The organism is Clostridium sp. 'deep sea' (assembly GCF_014931565.1).
Taxonomy (GTDB): domain Bacteria; phylum Bacillota; class UBA994; order PWPR01; family PWPR01.
Map to the genome: position 1 here is coordinate 1,146,296 of NZ_CP063353.1, position 13,738 is coordinate 1,160,033.

The 13,738-nt window shown below is 32.6% G+C and carries 10 protein-coding genes; 2 read left to right on the forward strand and 8 right to left on the reverse strand.

Going from position 1 to position 13,738, the window contains the following annotated elements:
- Positions 1–50 precede the first annotated feature (50 nt).
- The gene (locus tag IMX26_RS05410) at positions 51–722 is read right to left on the reverse strand and encodes an HD domain-containing protein (protein WP_195160661.1); all 672 of its coding nucleotides are present in this window, start codon (positions 720–722) and stop codon (positions 51–53) included.
- Positions 723–1,123: 401 nt separating this feature from the next.
- On the opposite strand from IMX26_RS05410, the gene IMX26_RS05415 reads away from it, so the two are divergent.
- Positions 1,124–3,913 carry a UPF0182 family protein gene (locus IMX26_RS05415; RefSeq protein WP_195160662.1) on the forward strand — a complete coding sequence of 930 codons (2,790 nt, stop codon included), beginning with the start codon at positions 1,124–1,126 and terminating at the stop codon, positions 3,911–3,913.
- 186 nt (positions 3,914–4,099) lie between these two features.
- On the opposite strand, the gene IMX26_RS05420 is transcribed toward IMX26_RS05415, so the two are convergent.
- Positions 4,100–4,504 carry a CBS domain-containing protein gene (locus tag IMX26_RS05420; protein ID WP_195160663.1) on the reverse strand — a complete coding sequence of 135 codons (405 nt, stop codon included), beginning with the start codon at positions 4,502–4,504 and terminating at the stop codon, positions 4,100–4,102.
- Between the two features lie 117 nt (positions 4,505–4,621).
- On the opposite strand from IMX26_RS05420, the gene IMX26_RS05425 reads away from it, so the two are divergent.
- Positions 4,622–4,924, forward strand: coding sequence for a hypothetical protein (locus IMX26_RS05425; protein WP_195160664.1), 303 nt, complete (start codon positions 4,622–4,624; stop codon positions 4,922–4,924).
- 1,508 nt (positions 4,925–6,432) lie between these two features.
- Here the strand turns inward: IMX26_RS05425 and IMX26_RS05430 are convergent.
- The 6 genes from IMX26_RS05430 to IMX26_RS05455 all read right to left on the reverse strand — a co-directional run bounded on the left by IMX26_RS05430 (position 6,433) and on the right by IMX26_RS05455 (position 13,628).
- Positions 6,433–7,497 (reverse strand): reductive dehalogenase domain-containing protein, encoded by a 1,065-nt coding sequence (locus IMX26_RS05430; RefSeq protein ID WP_195160665.1) that lies wholly within the window; start codon positions 7,495–7,497, stop codon positions 6,433–6,435.
- A gap of 207 nt (positions 7,498–7,704) precedes the next feature.
- Positions 7,705–8,715, reverse strand: coding sequence for a spore photoproduct lyase (splB, locus tag IMX26_RS05435; RefSeq protein ID WP_195160666.1), 1,011 nt, complete (start codon positions 8,713–8,715; stop codon positions 7,705–7,707).
- 139 nt (positions 8,716–8,854) lie between these two features.
- On the reverse strand, positions 8,855–9,496 hold the full coding sequence (locus IMX26_RS05440) for a hemolysin III family protein (protein ID WP_195160667.1): 642 nt from the start codon (positions 9,494–9,496) through the stop codon (positions 8,855–8,857).
- Positions 9,497–9,682: 186 nt separating this feature from the next.
- The gene (locus IMX26_RS05445; RefSeq protein WP_195160668.1) at positions 9,683–10,882 is read right to left on the reverse strand and encodes a Ger(x)C family spore germination protein; all 1,200 of its coding nucleotides are present in this window, start codon (positions 10,880–10,882) and stop codon (positions 9,683–9,685) included.
- A gap of 11 nt (positions 10,883–10,893) precedes the next feature.
- A complete protein-coding gene (locus IMX26_RS05450; RefSeq protein WP_195160669.1) occupies positions 10,894–11,985 on the reverse strand; it encodes an endospore germination permease in 1,092 nt (363 codons plus the stop codon).
- Between the two features lie 11 nt (positions 11,986–11,996).
- A complete protein-coding gene (locus tag IMX26_RS05455; RefSeq protein ID WP_195160670.1) occupies positions 11,997–13,628 on the reverse strand; it encodes a spore germination protein in 1,632 nt (543 codons plus the stop codon).
- Positions 13,629–13,738: the final 110 nt, after the last annotated feature.

Sequence of the window (13,738 nt, forward strand, 5' to 3'; positions counted from 1 at the left end):
TTTTATGGTGTCAATGAATGATTACTACTTATCACATACTTATAACAAACTTATAATAGCTGGTATTTGTTTATAACTAAATTAAACCTTGCATTTAGAAACTCAGCAGCCCTTCTACACATTACCATACGGGTTAAAAAAATCTCAAAGTATTCCATTACCTGTGATATTGACGTGTCTATATTAATATCTAAAACAATGTGGTTTCCGTCTTTATCATTTTTTACTATTAATGCGGACTTTTGAGATGCAAAGTTTACCCTATCATGAATATCAAATGTCGACTTATCTCTATTACGTACTCGTGAACGATGTACATCTGATTTATCAGCTAAAATTAAAGCGGCAGATACTTCACTTATAATTTGGCCATTTGTTTCTTCATGGTTGCCGATAGCTGATACAATTGTGGCTACTTCATCGTAAGGCATTTTTAAATCCTCAAGGATTCTCATAGCTATAATAGCTCCTGTTTGTCCATGTTCATCTCTACTAACAAAGTTACCAATATCATGTAAGTAACCTGCTATTTCTGCCAGTTCACAGGTTCGTTTAGGGTACTTTAGCTCGTGCAAAATATTATAGGCAATTTTACTAACAACACCAGCATGGCGTAAACCATGATCGGTATAGCCTTTTACACCCAAAAACTCATTTCCTTTTTCTAAGTAAACCTTTACTTGATCAAGGTTTTTTATGTCTTCTAATACATATTGATTCAACTTTAAACCTCCAATATATGATTTAACTAATTTAAAATTAGCTTATTTAAACTATATTAGTTATTAAACACTTACCTATATTATCATTAATACCCGTTTACTATAGTCTCTAATAACCACAAAATGTTCCTAAATATCTAACTTTTAATTAATATCGATATTAAAAAATTACAGCATTTAACATTATACCATGCTCTTTTAAATCTTACATTAAAAAATTAAAAATACTCTAAAGTACTTTAGTAGGTAATTTAAATAAGTTATTTTTAACTTATTTGATTTGCATTCTTAAAAAAAAGCCTACATTATATTTACTTAAAATAAATTATTACAGGCTTCATGTTTTATATGTTAGCTACTGTGGTATAATTATAATACATTTATATTGGAGGTAAATGGCAATGCGAAAACGATTAATAGCAATAATTGCGACAGTTTTCATTATAATCGCTGTGCTGTTTCAATTTTTAGCCTTATATACTGATTGGGTATGGTTTCATTCAATCAACTTCGGTAGCATTTTTACCAGAACTCTGTTCTTAAAAGTGTTATCTGGGGCTACTATTGGCCTAATAGTCTTTATTATTATCTACATAAATTTGTCGATAGCAAGAAAACTCTTAGCCAAAACACCATCACATAACGATTTTTCAGAAGATAACATTGAGTTTCTTAAAAAAAGACTTACAACTGCAGATTATATAACAGAATTTGTTAAAGGAAAATATGCCAAAATCATTATCTTGTTAGCATCACTTTTCTTTGGCATTGCAGCAGGTATATCTGGTAGTCAAAGCTGGATGCAATTTGCCCAGTTTTTAAATGCGACACCATTTGGAATAGCAGATCCAATCTTTGGAACCGATATTGGATACTACATATTTAAATTGCCTTTCTTTTTAACAATAAATAAAACACTTGTAAGTATCTCATTTATTGCTGCTATCGGTGTGGCTGCAATCTACTACTTTGTAGGCCTTTTTCAAAAGTTTCAATCACACCCTGGCTCAGAGCGTACTTTTAATAGTGCTATAAGCCATTTATCTATTATTGGCGCATTTGCACTTTTATTAAAAGGACTTGGTTACAAACTTAGTGCAGATCAGTTAATGTATTCTCCTCGAGGGGTTGCCTTTGGTGCAAGTTATACAGACTTATATGCTTCTAGGCCAATTTATTTTTTACTTATTTTCATGGCAATTATTGGTGCAGTTATATTTTTAGCTAATATTAAACTTAAACGTGTACGTTTACTTGTTATTGTACCCGTAGTTTTAATTGCCTTTAGTACCATTGTAGGTAGTATATATCCATCTATAATACAATCTTTTGTGGTTAAACCAAACGAACTCGAAAAAGAGTCACCTTATATTGAAAACAATATAACCTTTACTCGACAGGCTTATGGTTTATCTAATATGGCTGAAAAGTATTTTCCTGCTACCACAAACTTAACTAAAAAGGACTTAGACAATAATCTAAATACTATTGACAATATTCGTTTACACGACCTTAGACCATTAATTGATACCTATAATCAGATTGAAGCGATTCGTCCTTACTACGACTTTCTTGATGTAGATATAGATCGCTATATGATTAATGGGGAGTTACGTCAGTTAATGCTTAGTCCTCGTGAGCTTAATATTGAAAAGCTTGAGGGTTCAGCAAAAACATGGATTAATACTCACTTAAAATATACCCATGGACAAGGTGCTGTTGTTTCACCTGTAAATGAGGCTTCTGCTCAAGGTTTGCCAACATTTATGGTACACCAGATACCACCAAAGTCTTACTCGGAAGACATTGAAATTGAACAACCCGATATTTATTTTGGTGAGCAAACAGATCATTACATTATTACAAATACGGACACACCTGAAATTGATTTTACTAGTGCTGACGGTCCTATAACAACTTACTATACCGGCAGTGATGGTATTAAGCTTAATTTCTTAAATAAACTACTATATAGTGCAAGACTTAATACTCTTAAACTTGTTCTCAATCAAGACATTAATAGTGAAAGTAAACTTTTAATAAACCGTAATATTAAGGATAGAGTTTCAAAAATTGCTCCATTTTTACTTTATGATTCTGATCCTTATCTAGTTATTAATGATAAAAAGCTATACTGGATGATAGATGCTTATACTTATACTAAGTATTATCCATATTCACAACCATATCAAGATGGTTTAAACTATATTAATAACTCAGTTAAAGTTGTTATAGATGCCTATAATGGAACAACCAATTTTTATATGTATAAAAACAAAGATCCATTAGTTGAAACATATAATAAAATATTCCCTGGCTTATTTACAGATATAAGTAATATGCCAGCTGGACTTAAACAACATGTTAGGTATCCGGAAACTTTATTTAAGGTGCAGTCTCAAATGTTACTGCATTATCATATGACTGATGTTAATACCTTCTTTTATAAAGATGATGCCTGGAAAGTAGCCAACGAGGTTTATTCACAGAGTGGTCAGGTTCAAGTTGATCCTACCTACTTGTTAATGCGTTTGCCAGACGAAGATAAAGAAGAATTTATTTTAATGCTTCCTTTTACTCCAGCTGAACGCAATAACTTAGTTGCACTTATGGCAGCACGTATGGATAATGAGCATTATGGAGAGTTAGTTCTCTATCAGTTACCCCGACAAGAGTTTATAAATGGTACTCTAAACATAGAGAATCGTATTGACCAAGATACTGAAATATCTCAGCAATTAACTCTTTGGTCACAGCAAGGCTCGGGGGTAATAAGAGGTAATATGTTGGTTATACCAATAGAACAATCTTTACTTTATGTTGAACCTATTTATCTTAAAGCTAGCGCTCAGGGTTTGCCAGAGCTTAAACGAATAGTTGTAGCTTATGGTGATGTATTGGTTATGGAAAAAACCTTAGATGAAGCATTACTTAGAATATTTGGGGAAGGCAAAAAACCCGATATTCCTGAACCACCAATTGAGGGTTATGACACCATTAAAGAGCTAGCAACATATGCAAAACAGCTCTACGCAAAAATGAATAGTGCCTCTCAAGCAGGTAATTGGGCTGAATATGGTAAGCACTTAGAAGAACTAAGTAAGGTATTGGCACAATTAGAAAGCAAAGCTAACGAAATTGCCCCAACTGCACCTGTTTTACCAGATACTCCAGATCAACCTACGGAATAAAAATTAATAAAACTAAAAAGGGGGTAACCCCTTTTTTTGTTTCAGTTAAAAGTTTAATAGCTAAATTATTAATATATTTTAGGTTTATTAAAATAAGGCATGATAATCTAACAAATAAAAAAAGCTGTATTTTAGCAATAACTTACTAAAATACAGCTTCTTCGTTTTTAATTTGTTGTGAGTAAATTACTTTTTAAACTTTTCATAGAAGAATTGTAATATTGTTTTTCTTGTTACTATACCTATATATGTACCCTGGTCATCAACCACAGGTACAAAGTTTTGATTAGTTGCTAACTCAAGTAACTCTTCTATCTCTGCGTGCACAGGAACTGATTTGTTCTGTACTCTTCTTACAACTGCCATTATTGAAGCATCTTCTAACATAAATAAATCGGGAAAGTCTTTTTGTTTTAGGTACCATAATAAATCTCCTTCTGTTATAGTACCAACGTATTTTCCGCCTTCATCAATTATAGGTACTGCTGTATAACTATGATGCTCCATTTTTTCAAGCGTTTGTCTTACAGACGATTCAGTTGAAATGTAAATAGTTTCACTCTTTGGCTTGAGAAAAAATGCGATATTCAATATGGTAACTCCTTTTTTCTATTTACAATTCTATTATAAAAGGCATTTGATGAATTGTTAAGAGGTAAATTTAGATTTTATCAGCTAAATAGTGTTATAATATCCTTAGGTGATACTATGATTGTTAGATTATTTGCACAGGTTTGGAATCTATTACGTAATAAAAGTGTTAAATTTACAACAAAATTAATATACCTGCTATTAGTTGGAACATATACCTTGGCTCCTGACCTATTACCATTTTTACCATTCGACGATTTAGTAGTAATTTGGATAGGGAGTAAGATATTTGTAAATATAGCTAATAAAGAAGCAGGTGTTAAAAAAAACAACAATATATTTGATATATTTAAAAACCGTAAAAAATATGACATTGATGCTGAGGGCGAATTTGTTGATGAAGATGAAAAGAATAAATGAATTTTGGACTGGTCCCTTAGACTTCATGGGGTGAGCTGTAAATTCATTACTGCGGAGTGGGTATGCCTAACGGCATACGGTTTGGGCTGTCGCGGAATTCATCATGTTATTGGTTAATTCAAACTGTATTTTTTCGATTTACTTTAAAGCATAGACAAACATGAAATGTAAGGGCGCTCAATTGGCGTCCTTTTTGTATTAAGAAAACCTATATAAAAAATGCGATTGTTCGCCTGTTTTGGTTACTAGGAAACCTATTATAAAAAACTCCCCCAAACGTCTGGCTATCCTCATGGTGGGGTCTGACCTCTTTTACATAAGCTTAGATTAACTTGTTTAGTTTTTCTGTATTTAAAAAGGCTATATATCTTAATAAGCAAGAGGTCTGACCCCTGTTATAATTAAAACATAAGGCATTGAGAAACGTTTCAAAACAGTTGTTTGGCAAACGTCATGCTAAATTAAAAGGCACACGTACTATAAAGTTAACGTAATGCAACAGCGGTACGCATGCAATGCGTACCCTACAAGTTATTTACCTTAATCATCTTAGGATTTCAGAAATGTTTCAAGATCAAGGCGCTAGAAATTTAAAAGGCACACGTAATATATTTAGATAACAAAGTTAACGTAATGCCAAACAGCGGTACGCATGCAATGCGTACCCTACAAGTTATTTACCTTAATAATCTTAGGATTTCAGAAATGTTTCGAGATCAAGGCGCTAGAAATTTAAAAGGCACACATACTATATTTTGATATTAAAGTTAACGTAATGCCAAACAGCGGTACGCATGCAATGCGTACCCTACAAGTTATTTACCTTAATAATCTTAGGGTTTCAGAAATGTTTCAAGATCAAGGCGCCAACAAATCTCTAGGCGAAGCTATACATATAGTATGCTGAGGTTAGAGATTTGTTGAACAACGCAGAGATTGGGCATTTATACACTTACTTTTTAAAATCTCGAGAATGTCTCAATACCAAGGCGCTAGAAATTTAAAAGACACACATACTATATTTTGATATTAAAGTTAACGTAATGCCAAACAGCGGTACGCATGCAATGCGTACCCTACAAGTTATTTACCTTAATAGTCTTAGGATTTCAAAAATGTTTCAAGATCAAGGCACTAGAAATTTAAAAGGCACACGTAATATATTTAGATAACAAAGTTAACGTAATGCCAAACAGCGGTACGCATACAATGCGTACCCTACAAGTTATTTACCTTAATAATCTTAGGATTTCAAAAATGTTTCAAGATCAAGGCGCTAGAAATTTAAAAGGCACACGTAATATATTTAGATAACAAAGTTAACGTAATGCCAAACAGCGGTACGCATGCAATGCGTACCCTACAAGTTATTTACCTTAATAATCTTAGGATTTCAGAAATGTTTCAAGATCAAGACGCTAGAAATTTAAAAGGCACACGTAATACTTTAGTATACGTGTGATTTTTAAATTTCGTACAACGCAGTTAGTGTGCATTCTCTCGAGATTTTAAAGGAGCCATTCGGGTGGGGTTTTAATATACGGCCGCTGCACCCCAAACTGTTGCTCATATTCTTTTAGCAATGCCTTCATTTTATCCTCATCACCAACAGACTCTTTCACCTTATCTACTTTTAAACCGTTTACAAATGGGCAACTACTTATACATATTCCACAGTCTGTACCAACATGTCGCCAAAGTCTGTAACACGAGGTTTGACTAAAGTCCCATTTTGCTCCTTGCTCTGTTTGTCTACTGTGTTCTCTGCTTATGGCCTGTGCTGGACAGTTACGAGCACACCTATTGCAGATTTCGCAGAATTCTTTTATACCAAAATTTTGGGGTTTGTCTACTTCTAAAGGCAGTGATGTAGTAACAACACCTATTCGTACCGCAGAACCGTTCTCAGGGGTAATTAGTAAGCCACTACGCCCTATTTCACCTAATCCTGCTAGTTCGGCTGGACTTTTTACACCTAAAAGATAGTTGGAGTCCATATGATTACGGGCTTCATAACCTAAAGCTCTTATATAATAGGCTAAAACCATGCCTATTATTGCTGCTTTTACATAGCCATGTGATGTTTCAATCACCTCAGCTAGTTGGGGGCCACGATTAATCATGTCTTTGTCCATTTCTACTGTAAATACTATTCCGTATGGTTTATCTTTCTCATCAACCACATCACCATAGTTTTCTGACCATCTGCCACGAAAGCTATAATAATACTCAGGTTTCATAGAAATAATACCAACCGACAATGCTCCATATTTTTTTGCTAATCCCTTAAGGCGTTTGGTTATTAGTTTGCTATCTACTACTGTTTTTTGAGTATTAGCTGCACCGCTAGCTAAATGCCTAATATCACCTAAAAACTGAAAAACAGCATCAGCTATTGGCGCATTTATAGGGTCATAGGTAGCTGTTCCCTCTCCACAAATTGGGGGTAAAGCCCTTAGCTCATCGTCCTCATCTTTTAAACTAGGATTTTTAGAATAATAATCTTTATAAGCCTCTGAATTTTTGGACCAAGCCATACGGGCAAAAATTGTATCTCGTTCGTCTCTACTCATTTTTAGTACCCTCCCAAGATTTGTTTATATCTAAAACATTAAGTTACTCGAAACAATCTGTCAAGTGGCTCTACTAGCTTTTATTTTTTAAACCCCGCACCAGCCCAAACCGTAACACGCAGGGTTACCCACACCGTAGTTGATTTATCAACTACCCACCCCACGAAATCGAAGATGAGTCTACCCCGTGTTAAAAAACACCCATTGCTAAATAATATATTTTATTCTCCACTTATCTCCCATGTTTTTAATATGGTTTTCAAAAAATTGTTTCATTTCCTGCATTTTTTCTTTAGGATAAATATATTTACCATAACCAAACTGTCCAAACTTAAACTTACGGTCTTCTTCACTCATTGGCAACTCACTATTGGGGTGCAGGCTTAAAATAGTCTCTTTGGCTTTAGCTGTAAACCTATGAGATATCACCTCTATAACAATAGGCTTTTTAATGTTTTTAAACTGATTATTTATATTATTTAACAGCCCTAAATAGTCATCTTGCCAGTTTCCTTCTAACATAACTGGGGCAATAATAAAACCTAAAGCATAGCCAGATTTGGCTATTTTATGGGCTGCTTCTAACCTAAGCCTAAGGTTAGGCGTACGGTGTTCAAATTTTTTTATAACACTATCTATATTAAGACTAAACCTTATTGTGGTATGGTTATTATGGTTAAGCTTTAAGAGTGAATCAACACTATTGTATTTAGTAACAAAGGTAAATCTAGCTTTTTTATTGTTAGCAAAAAATTCGATGCTTTTAGCTAAAGCTCCCGTGTAAGGCTCTACAGGAACAGGATCAGAAACTGCTGCTCCCTCAAAGATTGTAATATCCTCTCGTTCCTTGATATAGTCTTCAGCCTTAGCTAATATTTCTGGTATGTTAACATAAAGTTTTGTAAAAGGAGATTTACTAAACCTAGTCTGCAAATAACAGTATTCACAGTTACCCATACAACCGGTAACTAAAGGCAACTGATAGTGAGCTGAAGGTTTACAGGTTTGAAATTTTAAGGATTTCCTAACTGCCACTACTAAGCTATTTTTTCCATGTTGATGCCTATTTTGCATTGAATCGGTAGGTAAACCAGTTACTCTATTACCTTTCAGTAATATTATTTCACTATTTGTGTTTTTAAAGTATTCATGTATTTTCTTGCCAAGCGAGTAGTCTAATGCATCTTTTTCTATGTACACATATTTAGGTTTAAACATAAAGCACCTCATTTCTTATACTTATGTTTGGTTTATCCACTAAATATAAATGTTATACAATTCTCGGCTATTTAAAAAAATAAACTGTCTATAGTAGACAGCTTATTTAATCTTAAGTTATATTCAGTTTTATATAAATTTATTTAATTAACTTAATAACCATGAAGTAATGCAATGCACTACCAAACATTACAAAAATATGAAATAACTCATGAAAACCAAAGTGTTTGAAGTTGATAAAAGTAAACTTGGTACCATATATTATTCCACCTATAGTATAACAAAGTCCACCAGCTAAAAGTAGTATTAATGCTACTGTTGATAAGTTAGATACTAACTGTACTATGGCAACTAATGCAAACCAACCCATAGCAATATAAATCACTGAACACACCCAGCGGGGCATATTCATCCATAAGGCTTTTAGTACAATACCTATAATTGCTAATGCCCAGATTGTGATAAGTAAGGCGTAACCTAAGGTGCCTTTTAAAGCAACCAAACATATAGGTGTGTATGTTCCAGCTATTAATACAAAAATCATCATGTGATCAATTTTTCTAAAAACCTTAATAATTGAATCCTTAACCGTTACACCGTGATAAGTAGCACTCGCTGAATAAAGCAATATTAAGCTAATCCCAAAAACAATATAGCTAACTAAATGAACTGTTGTACCATACTTTAAGGCATAAAGTATTAAAAATACTAGTCCTGGAATAGCAGCAATTGCTCCAATCATATGAGTTATTGAGCTTACAGGATCTCTCAGTTTTTTCACATAATCACCTCATTATTTTTTATTATGCCATATATAAAACACAATCATATGTGCTATAAATATTGTTTAATATATTATACTACTAAAAGATATAGCTAGCAATTATAGTTAAATAAACTCTAAGTAATGTAAGATATCAAGTCTATTTCTTTTATATTACGATAATTATTATATTTACAACATAAACTAATCTTTGTTGTCTATTCTACCGGTCCAATTTATTTGAGAATTTACCTCAATTTTAAAATCGATATTTTGGAATTCTTGCGGCCAATTATCCTTAATTAATTCCCAATGTTTAGGGTGCTTTTTATATATAAAGTCACCAAAATCAAATATATCTGCCTTAACTGATTGCGCTTTTTTTAGGGCCATAGTTAATTCTTCTTTTAATGTTTTATCAAGTTGTTTGCCTATTTTACTCATAATCTCTGGTTTAGATATATCTAAATTAAAATCATGTTTTTCATTAATATAACCCCTTGATTTTACTTTTATATCTATTATAAGATTACCATTGTTTAGTTGTGGTTTTATCGATGTTTTGATAGTGCTTACATTTACATTTAACAACAAGCTAGGGTTACGAGGACTTGGTATGTCTACTGCTGTTACTTTTATTCTATTTTGAAGTAATAGTAAACCTCTAGTTTCTTTTTTATTTAAAACACCAATCATTTTAAAATCATCAAAAATTGCTGTTTCATGAAAATCAACCAACTTGCTACTCTCTTCTGAGTATCCACCACTATCTTTTTTTGAACTACCTGATTTTACTTCTTCTTCATCACTTCTACCAATAGTTTCTCTTAAACTTACTAATGGAGCAAACGCACAGCTTGAAGAGCAAGCAGCTTTTTTACTAAAACAATGTAAATCTATAGCAGCTACATCTGTATGGGCTGAGGATGTTTCCATAATTACAGATATGCCTGTTGATGGTATTACATTAAGTTTATTTTGGGTTTTTAAAATGTCCTCAATTTTATCATCTGCTATTATTATCCAAGCTCGTCTTCTTATCTCTTCATTACGTTTAAAATAATCTAAAGCCTCTCTTATGCCTCTTTCTGCTGCATTTTTACTAAACATTAATACTCGTGTATGGGAAAAAGAAGGGTCTCGTCCAGTTATTACTTTTGTTTCTAACAAAGCATCTGCAACTGTTTTTCCTTTAGTTGTAATATCCCAAATTAAGTTAGGATCCCCACCCGTGGTACCTCCTAGTACAGCTTTAGCAGCCTCAGAAGGAACTATTTGACAAGTAACCTTAAACTTATCACCCTCTATATCTACCCCTATGCCTTCAACAAGAGCCCTTTGGGACAACTCTTGGCTATCCCAACATCCTGATAAAAAAAATAACAATATAAGTATAATCAACAATTTAGCTATTTTTATGATGTTTCACCAACTTTTTTAATTTTAGTAATTATTAGTAAAATTAATGGAATAACACACTGCATAATAAAGTAAGGAATAAACAAAATTTCTGCAATAAGAAAATGTAAAAATGCCGAACTACGCATTGTTATCAATGACAAAATAACTAAAAATGCTGCAGTAGGAATTACTACATTTATCTTTTCTTTTACTTTAAACACTTGTGATAAACAGGTGACAGCACAATAGAAAAACACAGCTATTTTTATTACTAAACTACTTGTCCAAATAAAAAGCAAAAATGACTCTGGTCTTTCAAATGAGTTTGAGATCTTTATATACCTAACTAGTTCTAAATAAGGATTGGTTAAAGATTCTATTTCATCTCCAAATACAGCTACTAAGGTAATTGCTGAAATAGTTAGGATCAGAGATATTGAAATTATTGTTATAATGGTTATTTTATATCCGTTTTTAGGTTTTTTTAAAAATGGAAAAATGATTAATAAAACTGATAACTCTCCATACCAAATTGTACCTATTTTACTGCCCTCAATTACAGGCATTATGCCTTTAGCTAAAACTGGTTTAATATTAGATAAATCCATATTTGGTATATTAAGCAATGGAAATATAACAATTGCGATTAAATATAGGGGCATAATAACATCAGCTACCCTGCCTATAATACCTAAACCTTTATAAGCTACATAACTAGCTACCATAACAATGGTAATAGCAAAAAACCATAGTGGAGTACTTGGATAAAAGGGACCTGCTAAAAGCTCTACAAACTCACCTATAATAATACTAGTAAGTTGAAGAAAGAATACACAGTACAATAAACCAATAATAGTTCCTATTTTATTCCCAACTATCTCTTTACTATATTCTACAATTGTTTTATCTTTAAATTTTAAGGCCAATTTTACTATGATATACCCAACAATTACTCCAAAAATACCTAAAATTATAGAAATCATCCAGTTATCATGTTTTGCACTCTCAAAGGAGTCTTTAGATAGGATAAATTCAGCTGTTGAATATATTACTATTAGAAGTATATAAACCACCTGACGACACTCAAGTTTTATTCTTTTATCCATAACATACCTCCTTAAGATTTATCATCTTCATTTTCAATAATAAATTCACCATCACTCAAAGGTTTTAAGGCAGATTTTGGATTTTGTTTAACAATATTATTTTCAGCAAACTCATTTGGTCGCTCTAGGTCAGCCCAAATTGGTGCTTTAAGTAATTCATCACGCTGATCTTTTAAGTTAAAAGGAGCTATAGGAGCCATATAAGGTATGCCAAATGAGGTTAGTGCTGACATATGGGCAAGTAAAAATATTAGTCCTAAGCTTATCCCATATATACCAGCACAGCCCCCTAGCAGAATGAAAAAAACCCTTAATATGGTTATTGGACCTGCCAAGATTGGTACTACAAAGGTAGATAAACCTGAAACTGCTGTAACCATTACTGCAGGAGCTCCTACTAGTCCTGCTGTAATTGCAGCATCTCCTAACACCAATGCTCCTACAATACTAGTTGCTGTACCAATAGAGCGAGGCATCCTTATACCTGCCTCTCTCAAAATTACAAAAAAAGTGCTCATCAATAATATTTCTATAACACCTGAAAAAGGTACACCCTCTTGTGCTGCAGCAATTGTAAACATTAACTTGGTAGGTATCATTTCGTAATGAAAGGCTTGAGCAGCAACATAAAAACCAGGTAATGCCACAGCTAAAAAATAAGTGATCCATCTTATTATTCTAAAAACACTACTAACTATAAAATTGGAGTAATAGTCTCCAGGGCTCTGAAAAACCTCTGCAAATAAAAAAGGGGCTGTTAAAACAGTAGGGGTACTATCTGTTACAATTGCAATTCTACCCTCTAGCAGTTTAGATGACACAATATCTGGTTTTTCAGTATGACCTAATGTTGGGAAAATTGAAAAAGATGAGTCATTAATATACTGCTCTATGTATCCAGACTCTAATATTCCATCTATATCTATCTTGTTAATTCTTTTGCGTGCCTCATTAATTATTTCTTCGTTAGCAATTCCCTTGATATATGCTAAACAGACTTTAGTTTTTGAGTACCTACCTAAGGTAAATGATTCAAATCGTAAATTATGGTTTTTTATTCTACGCCTAATCATGGCGGTATTTGTTCTTATACTCTCAGTAAACCCCTCGTGTGAACCCCTTATACTAATGTCGTTTTGGGGTTCAGTAACACCTCTTTTATCCCAGCCTTTACTATACATAGAAATTGCTTCATGTTCTCCGTTAATTATCAATACTGTATTACCACTAAATATTGAGCTTAATATATCTTGATAAGTAGTTACAGGAGTAAGGCAGCCTACAGTCAACATATTATTTTGTAAAAATTCAAAAATACTCTCCTCATTTGAATTAGACAATTTATCATCTGTGCTTTGAGTATATTCATACATTAGTGGTTTTAAGATGTTTTCATTAATAGTATCTTTTTTTATGAGTCCCCTAATGTAAATTAACATTGCAGCTATCGGCTGATCTATGTTAATGGTTAAATTTCTATAAATAATGTCATCACTATCACCTAAAATATGTTCTAGTCGTTTTTGATTAACAAATAAGCTTTTAGCAATTTGCCGCTCTAATCTTGGGTCAGTTTTTGATTTATCATGACTTGGCATACTCTCTATTTGCTGTTTATATTTATTTTTAATCCACTTTAACATGGGTAATTTCTCCTAATTCTAATTTTAATATGTATCTATAATAAGGTTTCCAAATATAGATCAAAATATTATTATTACAGCAATTTTAATAAAGCATTAAGTAAGAAAAT